This window comes from Pseudonocardia alni (genome assembly GCF_002813375.1).
Taxonomy (GTDB): Bacteria; Actinomycetota; Actinomycetes; order Mycobacteriales; family Pseudonocardiaceae; genus Pseudonocardia; species Pseudonocardia alni.
Genome location: NZ_PHUJ01000003.1, coordinates 1126372 through 1142691 on the forward strand (window position 1 = coordinate 1126372; position 16320 = coordinate 1142691).

Sequence of the window (16320 nt, forward strand, 5' to 3'; positions counted from 1 at the left end):
CCGGGGTCAGCGCGCCGACGACCGGCCGAGTTCGTTGTCGATGAAGGCGAGGACCTGCTCGGTGCTCGCCGATTCGAGGCGCTCGTCGACGGCGGTGCGGCCGTCGGGGTCGGCGCCGTCGGTGCGGGCCCCGTCCCACTGCTCCAGCAGGCGGCGCAGCCGGCGGGCGACCCCGCTACGGGTCTCGGCGTCGGCGCCGTCGGGGGACAGCGCGGCCTCCAGCCGGTCCAGCTCGGCCAGCGGGGAGGACGCCCCCCGGTCCGGCGAGCCGAGCACCTCCTCGTCGAGGTGGCGGGCCACCTCGGCCGGGGTGGGGTGGTCGAACACCAGGGTCGCCGGGAGCCTGCTCCCGGTGGCGGCCGCCAGCCGCATCCGCAGCTCCAGACCGGTGAGCGAGTCGAACCCGAGCCGGCTGAAGTGCCGGTCGGCGGGGACCGCCTCGGCACCGGTGTGCCCGAGCACCGCCGCGGTCTCGGTGCGCACGAGCGCCAGCAGCTCGGCGTGCCGGGCCCCGGGCTCCATCCCGGCGAGCCTGCGGAGCAGACCGCCCGCGCCCTCGGTGGCGGCCGCGGTCCGGCGCCTGCCGCGCACCAGGGCGCGGAGCACGGCCGGGACGTCGTCGACGGCGGTCCCGGCCCCGGCGGCGAACCGGGCCGCGACGGCGAACCGGTCCCCCCGGGCCAGGGCGGTGTCGAACAGGGCGAGCCCCTGCGCGGGCGCCAGCGGCGGCATCCCGGACCGTTCGTGTCGTTCCCGCTCGGCGGCGTCGAGGGTGCCGGTCATGCCGGCGTCGGCCGACCACGGCCCCCAGGCCAGCGAGAGCCCGGGCAGGCCGTGTGCCGCGCGGTGCGCGGCGAGCGCGTCGAGCAGGGTGTTGGCGGCCGCGTAGTTGCCCTGGCCGGGGCCGCCGGTGATCCCGGCGACCGAGGAGTACAGGACGAACGCGGCCAGCGGCAGGTCCCGGGTGGCCTCGTGCAGGTGCCACGCCGCGTCGGCCTTGGGTGCCAGGACCCGGTCGATCCGGGCGGCGTCGAGCGAGCCGACGGTGGCGTCGTCGAGCACCCCTGCGGTGTGCACCACCGCGGTCAGCGGGTGGGCGGCCGGCACGGCGCCGACCAGCTCCGCGACCGCCCCCGGGTCGGCGACGTCGCAGGCCTCGAGGGTGACCTCGGCTCCGAGCGCGGCGAGCTCGGCACGCAGCTGCGCCGCGCCGGGCGCGTCCGGGCCGCGGCGACCGGCGAGCAGCAGGTGCCGCACACCGCGTGTGGTGACCAGGTGCCGGGCGAGCAGGGCGCCCAGGCCACCGGTGCCGCCGGTGACCAGGACCGTGCCGTCGGGGTCCCACGCCGGAGGGGCGGTGATCCCGGCGGGGTCGTGGGCGGGGGCACGGGTCAGCCGGGCGACGGTGAGGGCACCGCCGCGCAGGGCGGTCTGGGTCTCCCCGGCCGCGGCCAGGCCGGGCAGTGCCGCCAGGGCGGCACCGAGACCGGCGCCGGGGTCGGCCGGGTCGAGGTCGAGCAGCAGCACGCTGCCCGGGACCTCGGACTGGGCGGAGCGCACGAGCCCCCACACCGGGGCGGCGCCCAGGTCGTGCACGTCCTCGCCCGGCCCGGCGGCGACCGCGCCCCGGGTGACGACGACGAGCCGCGAGCCCGCCGTGCGGGCGTCGCCGGACCAGCGCTGCAGCAGCTCCAGCACGGCACCGGTGGTGGCGCGGGTCCGGCCGGGGAGATCCGCGCCCCCCATGTCCGGTGTCCCGGCTCCCGGCGCCCCGGTGATCGGCGCCCCGGTGATCGGCGCGAGGACGACCGGGGGCAGCGGGTCGCCGGAGTCGAGGAGCGCGCCGACCGAGCCGGCGCGGACCGGCGGGGTCGGGCCGGACGCGGTCAGGGCGGCGTCGAGTTCGGGCAGCGCACCGCCGAGGACCCCCCACCCGGCCGTGCCGGCGGGGTCCGCGGCGGGCGCGGCGGTCCAGTCGAGGGTCAGCAGGACCGCGTCGGTGGACGCGGCGGTGCCGGGCGCGGCGGTGCCGGGCGCGGCGGTGCGCTCGGCCAGGGTGAGCTCCCCCGCGGTCAGGACCGGTGCGCCCTGCGCGTCCGACGCGGCGAGTGCCCGGGTGCCGTCGCCGCGGTCGGTGAGGCGGACCCGCAGCACGGTGGCGTCCGAGGCGTGCAGGGTGAGGCCCCGCAGCGCGGTGAGGTCGGCGACGTCGGTGGAGGTGCCGAACCGGACGGCGACGTCGAGCAGCGCCGGGTGCAGGGTGTAACCGGCGGGCTGCTCGGTGAGCTCGAGCTCGGCGAGCAGGTCACCGTCGTGCCGCCACCCCCCGCGGACCCGCACCGGTCCGACGGTGTCGGGCAGCCCGGTCAGCGCCTCGGCGCCCTGCGGGGGCCACACGGGCTCCGGCTCGGGCACCGGCGCGGCGGCCGCGGACAGCGTGCCGCCGGCGTGCCGGGTCCACGGGCCGTCCGGGTCGTCGGCGGCGCGGGCGTGCACGGCCAGCGTGCGGCGGCCGTCGTCGTCCGGTTCCCCGACGCGGATCTGCAGCAGCTGCGCCGTCCCGCTGCCCAGGGGGGCGGTGATCGTCAGCTCCTCGACGGTCGTCACGCCGGCCTCGTCGCCCGCGCGGACGGCGAGCTCGGCGAGCACCGCCGCGGGCAGCGCGGGCAGGTCGCCGGCGGCCGGGTCCACGAGGGTGGGCGTGAGCCGGCCGGTCAGCAGGATCTCGCCGGACCCGGCGACGGTGGTCGCGGCGCCGAGCAGCGGGTGTCCGCCGGCGCGCAGGCCGAGGCCGCCCGCGTCGGCGGGGGCCGTGGCGGCGACCGTGGGCCAGAACCGCTCCCGCTGGAAGGGGTAGGTCGGGAGCGCCGCCCGGCCGGCCGCGGTCCCGGCGAGGACCGCCGTCCAGTCCACCCCGGTCCCGGCGACGTGCAGCCTGCCCAGCGCGGTGAGCAGCGCGCGCTCCTCGGTGTCCGGGCCGCGCAGGGCCGGGACGACCACCGCGGTGTCGTCGACGCACGCGCGGGTCGGCGCGGACAGCACCGCGTCCGGGCCGATCTCGAGGAACGCGGTGGTCCCGCTCCCGGTCAGTGTCCGCACCGCGTCGGCGAAGCGCACGGTGTCGCGCACGCCCCGCACCCAGTGCTGCGGGTCGCACAGCTCGGTGGTGGCCGCGGCGCCGGTCACCGTCGAGACCACGGGGATCCGCGGCTCGACGGGGTTCAGACCGGCGACGACGTCACGGAACCCGTCGAGCATCGGCTCCATCAGCGGCGAGTGGAAGGCGTGGCTGACCCGCAGCGCCCGCGTGCGGCGGCCGCGGGCGGCGAGCGCGTCCGCGACGGCGGAGACCTCGTCCGTGGGCCCGGAGAGGACCACCGCGGACGGGCCGTTCACCGCGGCGACGGCCACGCCGCCGGTCAGCAGTGGTGTGACGTCGTCGGGGTCCGCCTCGACGGCGACCATCGCGCCGCCGGCGGGCAGCGCCGCCATGAGGCCGGCCCGGGCGGTGACGAGCGTGCAGGCCTCCTCCAGGGTGAACACCCCGGCCACGTGCGCGGCGGCGATCTCGCCGACCGAGTGCCCGGCGACGGCGTCCGGGGTCGGCCCCCACGACTCCAGCAGCCGGAACAGAGCGACCTCGACGGCGAACAGCGCCGGCTGGGTGACCCCGGTGTCGTCGAGCGCGGTGAGGTCCTCGCCCCAGAGCACGGCGCGCACCGTCGGGTCCAGGTGGGCGAGGGTCGTGTCCAGCGCGTCGGCGAACACCGGGTGGCGGGCGTGCAGTGCCCGGCCCATGCCGAGGCGCTGGGCGCCCTGCCCGGAGAACAGGAACGCGGTGGACCGTTCGGCCGCCTCGCCGCGGGCAACCTCGGTGACGCCGTCGGCGTCGGCGAGCAGCACGGCGCGGTGCTCGAACAGCGACCGGCCGGTGGCCAGCGCCTGTCCGACCTCGGCGGCGGCCGCGGCGTCCGGGCCGCCGGTCGCGGCGCGGAGCCGGTCGAGCTGGGCGTCGAGCGCGGCCGCCGACCGGGCGGAGACCACCCACGGGGTGACCACGGGCGCCGGTACCCGGGTGGGCTCCGGCAGCTGCGGGGCCTGCTCCAGCACGACGTGGGCGTTGGTGCCGCTGATCCCGAACGACGAGACCCCGGCCCGGCGGACCCGGCCCGTCTCCGGCCACGGCACCTGCTCGGTGACCAGCTCGACCGCGCCGGCGGTCCAGTCGACCCGGCTCGACGGGGCGCTGACGTGCAGCGTGCGCGGCAGCGTGCCGTGCCGCAGCGCGAGGATCATCTTGATCAGGCCGGCGGCGCCGGCCGCGGCCTGGGTGTGGCCGATGTTGGACTTCACCGAGCCGAGCAGCAGCGGGTGCTCCCGGTCCCGGCCGTAGGCGGCGAGCAGCGCCTGGGCCTCGATCGGGTCGCCGAGCACGGTGCCGGTGCCGTGTGCCTCGACGGCGTCGACGTCGGCCGGGGTCAGCCCGCCGGAGGCCAGTGCCTGGCGGATGACCCGCTGCTGGGACGGCCCGTTGGGCGCGGTGAGGCCGTTCGAGGCGCCGTCGGAGTTGACCGCCGAGCCGCGCAGGACGGCGAGGATCTCGTGCCCGCGGGCGAGGGCGGTCGACTGCCGCTCCAGCACCAGCACGCCGACGCCCTCGGACCAGCCGGTGCCGTCGGCGTCGTCGGAGAACGCCTTGCACCGTCCGTCCGGGGCGAGCCCGCCCTGGCGGGTGAAGCCGGCGAAGCTGGTGGAGGTCGACATGACGGTGACGCCGCCGGCGAGCGCGGCGTCGCACTCCCCCGCGCGCAGCGCCTGTGCCGCCCAGTGCACCGCGACCAGCGACGACGAGCACGCGGTGTCCACGGTGACCGCGGGCCCCTCCAGGCCGAACGCGTAGGCGAGCCGGCCGGAGATGACGCTCGCGGCGAGGCCGGTGCCCGCGTGGCCCTCGACGTCGTCCGGGGAGCGCAGCAGCAGGCTCGCATAGTCCTGCCCGTTGGTGCCGACGAACACGCCGGTGCGGCTGCCGCGCAGCCGTTCCGGGTCGGTCCCGGTGCGCTCGAACGCCTCCCAGGTGGTCTCCAGCAGCAGCCGCTGCTGCGGGTCCATGGCGACGGCCTCGCGGGGCGAGATGTCGAAGAAGCCGGGGTCGAAGCCGGCGGCGTCGTGCAGGAAGCCGCCCTCCCGGGTGGCGCTGCGGCCCTGCCCGTCACCGGCGAGGACGTCGAGGTCCCAGCCGCGGTCGGTGGGGAAGCCGGTGATGCCGTCGCCGCCGTCGGCGAGCAGCTGCCAGAACTCCTCGGGCGTGCTGACGCCGCCGGGGAACCGGCAGGCCGTGGCGACGACGACGACCGGGTCGTCGCCGTCGACCGCGGTGGGCTCGACCGGTCCGGTGCCGCCGGAGCCGTCGGAGCCGTCGGTGAGCTCGGTGACCAGGTGCGCGGCCAGCACGCGGGGCGTGGGGTGGTCGAAGATCAGGCTCGCCGGCAGCGACAGCCCGGTCGCGGCGGACAGCGCGTTGCTGAGCTCCACCGCGGTGAGCGAGTCGAAGCCCAGGTCGCCGAACGGCTTGCCGGGGCGGATCGCCTGCGGGCCGGTGTGCCCGAGCACCGCGGCGGCGGTGTCGCGGACCAGGTCGAGCAGGACGGTCCTCCGGTCCTCCGGTCCGGCGGCGGCCAGCCGTGCTCCCAGCCCGCCCGCGACGTCGTCGCGCTGCCGGCGGGTCTCCCGGGCCGCCCGGGCGACGTCGCGCGCCGCGGGCAGGTCGGAGAGCAGCGGGCTGGGACGCACCGAGAGCAGCGCCTCCAGCAGGCGCGGGTGGGCGAGGTCGGCGACCACCAGGGTCGGCGCCGGCTCGGCGACCGCGCGGACCAGCGCCCGCACGGCGAGGTCCGGGTCCAGCAACCCGTCCGTGCGGGTAGCGGTGCGGGCGGCGGCCATGCCGGCGCCCGCCCAGGCACCCCAGGCGACGGCGGTGGCCGGTCGGCCGTCGGCGACCCGGCGTGCCGCGAGCGCGTCGAGGACGGCGTTCGCCGCCGCGTAGCCGGCCTGGCCGGGGTTGCCGACGCTGCCGGCCACCGAGGAGAACAGCACGAACGCGTCCAGGTCGAGATCGCGGGTCAGCTCGTCGAGCAGCAGCGCGGGGGTGACCTTGGCGCGGAACACCCCGGCGAGACGGTCGGTGGTCAGGCCGGTGAGGACGCCGTCGTCGAGGACGCCGGCGGCGTGCACGACGCCGGTCAGCGGCCGGTCGGCCGGGATCGCGGCCAGCGCCGCCTGCAGCTGTGCGCGGTCGGCCGCGTCGCAGGCGAGGACCGTGACCGCGGCGCCGGAGGCCTCCAGCTCCGCGCGCAAGGCGTCCGCGCCCGGCGCGTCCGGACCACGTCGGCCCAGCAGCACCAGGTGCTCCGCGCCGTCGGCGGCCAGCCGCCGGGCGACGTGGCCGCCCAGCGCACCGGTGCCCCCGGTGATCAGCACCGTGCCGGACGGGGTCCAGGCGGGGGTGTCCGCGGTGTCGGGGCCGTCCGCGGGGCGGGTCGGTGCCGGGGTCATCCGACGGCCGTGGGCACCGGTGGCGCGCAGCGCGACCTGGTCCTCCTCGCCCGCCAGCACCGCGGGCAGCCTGCGCAGGACGGCGGCGTCGAGCTCGGTGGGCAGGTCGACCAGGCCGCCCCACCGGCGGGGCAGCTCGAGCGCGGCGACCCGTCCGAGGCCCCAGACGGCGGCCTGCACGGGGGCGGCGGGGCCGTCGCCCGCCGGTGCCACGGCGCCGCGGGTCACGGCGTGCACGCGGATGGTGACGCCGGCGTCGGCCAGCGCCGCGGCGAGTGCCGCGGTCGCGGCGAGCCCGGCGGGCACCGCGTCCACACCGGGCACCGCGTCCGCACCGGATGCGGCGTCGCGCGGGGCGGGGATGCACGGGGTCTCGTCGAGGGCCAGCAGGGACACGATCCCGGTGAGCCCGGCGTCGGCGTGCCCGGTGAGCACCGCGGCGAGGCCGGCCCGGTCGGTGCCGGTGCCGTCGAGGTCGACCCGGACGGTGTCCGGTCCGAGGGCGTCCACGACCTCGCCGACCCAGGGGTCCCCGGCCGCGACGGCCGGGACGAGCACGAGGTGGCGGCCCGGTTCCACGGCCGTGGGCAGCGCCAGCGGGCGCCAGGACTCGCGGTAACGGAGCCGGTCGAGCGATGCGTCGCTGCGCCGGCGGCTGCGCCAGGCCGCGAGTGCGGGCAGCACGGCGCCGAGCCGCTCGCCGTCGACGTCGAGGTGGGCGGCCAGCAGGCCGAGGTCCTCCCGCTCGACGGCCGCCCAGAACTCGGTGTCCTCGCCGGTGCCGGTGGCCGGGCCCGCGGCGAGCCGCGGCCAGAACCGCTCGTGCTGGAAGGCGTAGGTGGGCAGGTCGGCACCGGGGGCGGCAGCGGCGCCGCCGAGCCCGGCCGCCCAGTCGACGTCCACCCCGGCCACGTGCAGGCGGGCCAGCGCGGTGAGCAGCGCGGCCTGCTCCCCGTGGCCGGACCGCAGGGCCGGGGTGACGACGGCGGCGTCGTCCCCGACGGTGGGCAGCGCGGCCCGGGCCGGGGCGGACAGGACACCGTCGGGGCCGATCTCCAGGAACGCGGTGGTCCCGCTCGCGGTCAGGGTCGCCAGGCCGTCGGCGAAGCGCACGGCCTCCCGGACGTGGCGCACCCAGTGCTCCGGGGTCGCCAGGTCGTGCGGTGATCCCGCCCCGGCGAGCAGCGACACGACCGGGATCGTGGGCAGGGCGTAGCCGAGGTCCTGCGCGACCGCGCGGAACTCGTCGAGGACCGGGTCCATCAGCGGCGAGTGGAACGCGTGGCTGACCCGCAGCGCCGTGGTGCGCCTGCCGCGGGCGGCCAGCACGGCGGCGACGGCGTCGACCTCGGCCGCCCTGCCGGACACGACGACGGCCCTCGGCCCGTTCACGGCGGCGATCGCGACGCCGTCGGTGAGCAGCGGGGCCACCTCGTCCTCGCCCGCCTCGACGGCGGTCATCGCGCCGCCGGCGGGCAGTGCGTCCATCAGGCGGGCGCGGGCGGCGACCAGGCGGCACGCGTCGGCGAGGGAGAACACCCCGGCGACGTGCGCGGCGGCGATCTCACCGATCGAGTGGCCCGCGAGCCGGCCGGGCCGGATCCCCCAGGAGGTGACGAGCCGGTACAGGGCCACCTCGAGGGCGAACAGCGCCGGCTGGGTGTGCCGGGTGCGGTCCAGGGCGTCCGGGTCCTCGCCCCACACGACCTCGCGCAGCGTGCCGCCCAGCTCGGCGTCGAGCAGGGCGACGGCCTCGTCGAACGCATCGGCGAACACCGGGAACCGGGCGTGCAGCTCCCGGCCCATGCCCAGGCGCTGGGCGCCCTGCCCGGAGAACAGGAACGCGGTGCCGCGGGTGCCGGCGGTGCCGCGGGCGGCCTCGGTGGTCCCGCCGGGCCCGGCGAGCAGCACGGCGCGGTGCTCGAACAGGGCCCGTCCGGTGGCGAGGGTGCGCGCGACGGAGGCCGGGGTCAGGCCGGGTGCGGCGGTGCGCAGGCGGTCGAGCTGGGCGTCGAGGGCGGCCTCGGTCCGGGCGGACACCGGCCAGGCGACGACCTCCGGGGCGGCGGCGTCCGGGCCGGCGGCATCCGGGGTGGCGGCGTCCGGGGTGGCGGCGTCCGGGGTGGCGGCGTCCGGGGTGGCGGCGTCCGGAGGTGCCGGCTGCGTGGCGGGCGGCTGTTCGAGCACCACGTGGGCGTTCGTGCCGCTGATCCCGAACGACGACACCCCGACGCGGCGGGCGTGTCCGGTCTCCGGCCACGGGGTCCGCTCGGTGACCAGGGCGACGGTGCCGTCGGACCAGTCCACGTGCGAGGACGGCTCGGTGACGTGCAGGGTCCGCGGCAGCTCCCCGTGCGCCATCGACATGATCATCTTGATCAGTCCCGCGGCGCCCGCCGCGGACTGGGTGTGCCCGATGTTCGACTTCACCGACCCCAGCAGCAGCGGCCGCTGCGGGTCCCGCTCCCGGCCGTAGGTGGCGAGCACGGCCTGGGCCTCGATCGGGTCGCCCAGCGGGGTGCCGGTGCCGTGCGCCTCGACGGCGTCGACGTCACCGGGCTCCAGCCCGGCGTCGGCCAGCGCCTGGCGGATGACCCGCTGCTGGGCGGGCCCGTTCGGAGCGGTGAGCCCGTTCGAGGCACCGTCCTGGTTCACCGCGGACCCGCGGACCACGGCGAGTACCCGGTGCCCGTGGCGGCGCGCGGCGGAGAGCCGTTCGAGGGTGAGCACAGCCGCACCCTCGGACCAGCCCGTGCCGTCGGCGGAGTCGGAGAACGCCTTGCAGCGCCCGTCGCCCGCCAGCCCGCCCATCCGGGAGAAGCCGGTGAAGTTCGCGGGGGTCGTCATCACGGTGACGCCGCCGGCGAGTGCCATGTCGCACTCGCCCGACCGCAGTGCGGCCGCGGCGAGGTGCAGGGACACCAGCGACGAGGAGCAGGCGGTGTCGACCGAGAGCGCGGGGCCCTCCAGGCCGAGGACGTAGGCGAGCCGCCCGGACACGACGCTGACGGCGAGGCCGGTGGTCGCGTGGCTCGCGATGTCGTCGGCGGAGCGCATCACCAGGCCGGAGTAGTCCTGACCGGACACCCCCATGAACACCCCGGTACGGCTGCCGCGCAGCGTGTGCGGGTCGATCCCGGCGCGCTCGGCGGCCTCCCACGCGACCTCCAGCAGGATCCGCTGCTGCGGGTCCATGGCCAGCGCCTCACGCGGGGCGATACCGAAGAACTCCGCGTCGAAGCCCGCGATGTCGTCGAGGAACCCGCCCTGGCCGGTGAGGTCGGCGGGCTCACCGCCACCCAGCGGCGGGTGCCGGTCCCACTCGCGGTCCGGTGGGAAGCCGGTGATCGCGTCGGTGCCGTTCGCGACGAGGTCCCACAGCTGCTCCGGGGAGCCCACGCCGCCGGGGAACCGGCAGCCGATCCCGACGACCACGACCGGGTCGTCGGCGTCGGCGCGGGCGACCACGGGGCCGTCGCCGACGGGGCCGGTGTCCTCGCCCGCGAGCTCCTCGAGCAGGTAGGCGGCCAGCCGCTCCGGGGTCGGGTAGTCGAAGATCAGCGTCGCGGGCAGGGTCAGCCCGGACGCGCTGCCCAGCCGGTTGCGCAGCTCGATCGCGGTGAGCGAGTCGAACCCGATCCGCCGGAACTCGTGACGGGCGTCGACGCCGTCCCCGGAGCCGAGGCCGAGCACGGTCGCGGCCTCGGTACGGACCAGCTCGACGAGGAACGCGCCCCGGCCGTCGGCGGGGAGCCCGGCGAGGCGCTCGGCCAGCCCGGCCCGGGCGACGCCCGCGGTGCCGGCGCGGCGGCGGCCGCCGGAGCGGACCAGGCCGCGCAGCACGGCGGGGACGCCGCCTGCGGTCGGCGGGGTCCCGCCGCCGGTCAGGCCGAGCGGGACGACGAGGGGCTCCGCGGCGAGGGTCGCGGCGTCGTAGAGGGCGAGCCCGCGCTCCACGCTCAGCAGCGGCATGCCGCCGGACCCGACCCGGGCGACGTCGTGGTCGGACAGGCCACCGGTCATCCCGGCGCCCTGCTCCCAGGCGCCCCAGGCCAACGAGGTGGCGGGCAGCCCCAGTGCGTGGCGGTGCGCGGCGAGTGCGTCGAGGAAGGTGTTGCCCGCGGCGTAGTTGCCCTGGCCGGGTCCGCCCATCACCCCGGCGGTGGAGGAGTAGAGGACGAACGCGGCGAGCTCGTGGTCGCGGGTGAGGTCGTGCAGGTGCCAGGCGGCGTCGACCTTGGGGGCCAGCACGGCGTCGACGGCGGCGGGGGTCAGGGAGGTGACGGTGCCGTCGTCGAGGACGCCCGCGGTGTGCACGACGGCGGTGAGCGGGTGCGCCGGGTCGACGCCGTCGAGCAGGGCGGCCAGCGCGTCGCGGTCGGCGACGTCGCAGGCGGCGACGGTGACCTGCGCACCGGCCGCGGTCAGCTCCTCCCGCAGCGCGGTCGCGCCGGGGGCGTCGGGCCCGCGGCGGCCGGCGAGCAGCAGGTGCGCCACGCCGTGGGTGGCGACGAGGTGGCGCGCCAGCGCGGCGGCGAGCCCGCCGGTGCCGCCGGTGATCAGCACGGTGCCCTGCGGGTCGAGCGGCGGCGGGACGGTGAGCACGAGCTTGCCGACGTGGCGGGCGGAGCTCATGAACCGGAACGCCTCGACGGCGTGGCGCACGTCCCAGCTGCGCACGGGCAGCGGGGACAGCGCGCCGTCGGCGAACAGCCCGGCCAGCGCGACCAGCATCTGCTGGATGCGGTGCGGGTCGACGGCGCCGAGGTCGAAGAACCGGTAGGTGATCGCGTCGGGCAGGTCCGCGGGGTCGCGGATGTCGGTCTTGCCCATCTCCAGGAACCGGCCACCGTCGCCCAGCAGGCCCATCGAGGCGTCGACGAACTCCCCGGACAGGGCGTTGAGGACCACGTCGATCCCGGCCCCGGCGAAGGTCCCGGCGAACTCCAGGGTCCGCGAGGAGGCGATGTGGTCCGGTGCGACGCCCAGCCCGCGCAGGACATCCTGCTTGGGCTCCGACGCCGTCGCATAGACCTCGGCACCGAGGTGGTGCGCGATCTGCACCGCGGCCATGCCGACGCCGCCCGCTCCGGCGTGGATCAGCACCTTCTCGCCGGGCTGCAGGTCGGCCAGGTCGACCAGGGCGTGGTAGGCGGTGAGGAACACCAGTGGGACCGACGCCGCGGTCTCCCAGTCCCAGCCGTCGGGGACGGTGGTGAGCAGCCGCTCGTCGGTGACGCCGAGCGGGCCGAACCCGCCGAACAGCATGCCGGTGACGCGGTCGCCGGGGGCGAGCGTGGTGACCTCGGGCCCGACCCCGGTGACGACGCCGGCGGCCTCGGAGCCGAACAGCCCCGCGTCGCCGGGGTACATCCCGAGCGCGTTGAGGACGTCGCGGAAGTTCAGCCCCGCGGCGCGGATCCCGACGCGGACCTCGTGCCCGCGCAGGGGGGCGAGGACGTCCGGGTGCGGCGCCAGCTCGAGGCCGTCGAGGCTGCCCTTGGCGCGGCAGCCGAGCCGCCAGGGGGTCCCGGCCGGCGGGACGAGCGCGGCGCCGGACTCCAGCGTGGCGAGCCGCCCGACCCGCACGGCGCCGTCCCGGACGATCGCCTGCGGTTCGTCGGCGTCGAACAGCGCGGGCAGCTGCGCGACCGCGGCGAGCGACGCCGGGGTGTCGTCGAGGTCGGCGACCAGCAGCCGGCCGGGGTTCTCCGACTGCGCGCAGCGCAGCAGGCCCCACACGGGTGCGGTGGCGAGGTCGAGCGGCGATCCGGAGCCGTCGGCGACGGCGCCGCGGGTGAGTACGACGAGGCGGGTCCGGGCGAGCCGGTCGTCGGCGAGCCACTGCTGGAGCAGCGCGAGGACCTCGCGGGTCAGGGTGTGTGCGGCGGCGGGGCCGGTGTCGACGGAGCCGGGGGCGGTCAGCGGGACGGCGACCAGGTCGGGCGGGTCGGCGTCGTGGAGGTCCGCGAGACCGGTGACCGTCCGCACGGTGGACACGGCGGTGGGCTCGGCGGTCAGCGCGGCGGCGACATCGCCGGCTCCCGAGCCGTCGAGGACCGCCCAGGTCGCCGGGGTGTGCCGGGGGGTGAGGGTCTGCGGCACCCAGTCCATCCGGAACAGCGATCCCGGGTCCCGGCGGTCCGGGGCCGCCGCGTCCGGCCCGGCGGCGCGCAGGGTCAGCGAGTCGACCGAGATCACCGGGTTGCCCTGCGGGTCGGCCGCGCTGATCCGGACGGCGTCGGGGCCCGCGGAGGTGACGCGCACGCGCAGCGCGGTCGCGCCGCCGGCGTGCAGGGACACCCCGTTCCAGGCGAACGGCAGCAGGCTGCGGTCGTCCCCGTCCGCGGAGGCGAACACCGTGCTGTGCAGGACGGCGTCGAACAGGGCGGGGTGCAGGCCGAAGTCGCCCGCGTCCTCGGCCCCGGCCGGAGGCAGCGCGACCTCGGCGAGGACCTCGTCGCCACGGCGCCACACCGCCTGCAGGCCGCGGAAGACCGGGCCGTACTGCAGCCCGTTGCCGGCGTAGCGGTCGTAGAGGCCGTCGATGTCGACGGGCTCGGCCCCGGCGGGCGGCCAGGTGCGGGCGTCGAACTCCGCGACCTGCTCGCCGGAGGCGACCCGGCCGGTGGCGTGCCGGGTCCAGTCGGCGTCGGGGTCCTGCGCGGGACGGGCGTACACGCTGACGTCGCGGGTGCCGTCGGGGTCGGCCGCGCCGACGGCGATCTGCATCTGGACCGCGCCGGTGGCGGGCAGCACGAGCGGCGCGGCGAGCATGAGCTCCTCGACGCGGTCGCAGCCGGCCTGGTCGGCGGCGCGGACGGCGAGCTCGAGGAAGCCGGTGCCGGGGAAGAAGACCATCCCGCCGACGACGTGGTCGGCGAGCCACGGGTGGGTGGTCAGGGACAGCGTGCCGGTGAGCAGCAGCTCGTCGGACCCGGCCACGGACATCGCGGCGCCGAGCAGCGGGTGGTCGGCGGGGGCGAGCCCGAGCCCGGCCGCGTCGCCCGGGCGCTGCACCGCCTTCGGCCAGTACCGCTCGTACTGGAAGGCGTAGGTGGGCAGGTCGGTGCGGCGGGCGCCGGTGCCGGCGTGGGCGGCCTCCCAGTCGACGGCGGTGCCGGCGACGTGCAGCGCGCCGAGCGCGGCGACGGTCGCCTCCTCCTCGCCGCGGTCGGTGCGCTGCAGCGCCACCGTCACGGCGTCGGGCGCGGACCGTGCGGCCAGCGCGGTGAGCACCCCGGCCGGGCCGATCTCCAGGAACACCCGGGCGCCGGCGTCGGTGAGGGCGCCGACCCCGTCGGCGAACCGCACGGCCTCGCGGACGTGGCGCACCCAGTACCCGGGGTCGCACAGCTCCGCCGTGGCGGGTGCCCCGGTCAGGGTGGAGACCAGCGGGATCCGGGGCTCGGCGTAGGACAGTCCCTCGGCGACGGCCGCGAACTCGGCCAGCATGGGGTCCATCAGCGGCGAGTGGAACGCGTGCGACACCCGCAGCCTGCTGGTGCGCCGGCCCTGCTCGGCGAGCCGGGCGGCGACGGCGAGGGTGGCGTCCTCGTCGCCGGACACGACGACCGACGACGGCCCGTTCACCGCCGCGATCGCGACGCCGTCGGTGAGCAGCGGGGTGACCTCGTCCTCGGTCGCCTCCACGGCGACCATGGCGCCACCGCGGGGCAGCGCCTGCATCAGCGAGGCGCGCGCGGTGACCAGCCGGCAGGCGTCGTCGAGGGAGAACACGCCCGCCACGTGGGCGGCGGCGATCTCGCCGATCGAGTGGCCGGCGACGAGGTCCGGGGTCACGCCCCAGGACTCGACGAGCCGGTACAGCGCGACCTCGACGGCGAACAGCGCCGGCTGGGTCGCCCCGGTCTCGTCGAGCGCGGCGGCGTCGGTGCCCCACACGACGTCCCGCAGGTCGTCCCCGAGCAGCGCGAGGACCTCGTCGAACGCGGCGGCGAACACCGGGTGCCGCTCGTACAGCTCGCGGCCCATGCCGAGCCGCTGGGCGCCCTGCCCGGAGAACAGCGCGGCGAGCCGGGGACGTCCGGTGACGTGGCCGAGGGCGACGCCCGGCGCGCTCCCGTGCTCCAGCCAGCCGGCGAGCGCCTCGCGCCCGGCCCGTCCGTCCGGTCCGGTGACGACGGCGAGCCGGTGTTCCTGCACGGCGCGGGTGGTGGCGAGGGAGTACCCGGTGTCCAGCGCGGTCGGGGCGTGGTCGCGCTCGACGTGGGCGAGCAGCGCGGCGGCCTGGTCGCGCAGGGCGGCGGGGGTGCGGGCCGAGACCGTCCAGGACAGCGCCTGCGGGAGGCGGGCGGCGGGCTCGGCGGCGGGCTCGGCCGGGGCAGGCGCCTGCTCGACGATCACGTGGGCGTTGGTGCCGCTGACCCCGAAGGAGGACACGCCGCTGCGCCGCGGCCGCTCCACGGCCGGCCACGGGCGCGCCTGCGTGAGCAGCTCGACCGCGCCCGCGGACCAGTCGACGTGGGTCGAGGGGCGGTCCACGTGCAGTGTCCTGGGCAGCTCCCCGTGCTGCATCGCCATGATCATCTTCATGACCCCGGCGACACCGGAGGCGGCCTGGGTGTGTCCCATGTTCGACTTGACCGAGCCGAGCGCGAGCGGCCGCTCGCGGTCCCGCCCGTAGGTGGCGAGGATGCTCTGCGCCTCGATCGGGTCGCCGAGCGGTGTGCCGGTGCCGTGCGCCTCCACGGCGTCGACGTCGCAGGCGGACAGCTCGGCGTTGGCGAGCGCGGCCCGGATGACACGCTGCTGGGACGGCCCGTTCGGCGCGGTGAACCCGTTGGACGCGCCGTCCTGGTTGACCGCGGACCCGCGGACGACCGCGAGCACCGGGTGCCCGAGACGGCGGGCGTCGGACAGCCGCTCCAGCACCAGGATCCCGGCGCCCTCGGACCAGCCGGTGCCGTCGGCGCCCTCGGCGAAGGCCTTGCAGCGCCCGTCGCGGGCCAGGCCACCCTGGCGGCTGAACTCGACCAGCGACCCGGGCGTCGACATGACGTTGACGCCGCCGGCCAGGGCCAGGGAGCTCTCGCCGTTGCGCAGCGAGGCCACTGCGAGGTGCAGCGCGACGAGCGAGGACGAGCAGGCGGTGTCGACGGTGAGCGCGGGGCCCTCGAGCCCGAGGGTGTAGGACAGCCGCCCGGACACGGCGCTGGCGGCGATCCCGGTGCCGACGTCGCCGGTCGCGTCGTCGAGCGAGCGGACCACCAGGTAGGCGTAGTCCTGCCCGTTGGTGCCGATGAACGCGCCGGTGCGGCTGCCGCGCAGCCCGGCCGCGTCGATGCCGGCGCGCTCGATCGCCTCCCAGGCGGTGGTCAGCAGCAGCCGCTGCTGCGGGTCCATGGTGACGGCCTCGCGCGGCGAGATCCCGAAGAAGCCGGGGTCGAAGTCGGCGACCCCGTCGAGGAACCCGCCCCGCATGCTGATCTCGGTGTTCCGGGCGTCGGTGCCACCGGAGTGCAGCGCGTCGAGGTCCCAGCCACGGTCGGTGGGGAACCCGGAGATCACGTCGGTGCCCGCGGCGACCATGTCCCAGAGCGCCTCGGGCGAGTCGACGCCCCCGGGGAACCGGCAGCCCATGCCGACGACGGCGATCGGTTCGGTGGCCGCGGACTGCAGCATCCGGTTCTGCCGGCGCAGCCGGTCGGTCTCCTTCACCGCGGCGCGGAGCGCGGTGACGACGTCGTTGCCACCGGCGGTGCCGGACGCGTGCTTCTCGTTCATCGTCTGTTCCCTCACTCG

1 protein-coding gene is annotated in these 16320 nt (G+C 77.7%); it reads right to left on the reverse strand.

What is annotated here, in order from left to right; all coding sequences use genetic code 11:
• Nucleotides 1–6 precede the first annotated feature (6 nt).
• On the reverse strand, nucleotides 7–16302 hold the full coding sequence (locus ATL51_RS29295) for a type I polyketide synthase (RefSeq protein WP_100877982.1): 16296 nt from the start codon (nucleotides 16300–16302) through the stop codon (nucleotides 7–9).
• Nucleotides 16303–16320 lie beyond the last annotated feature (18 nt).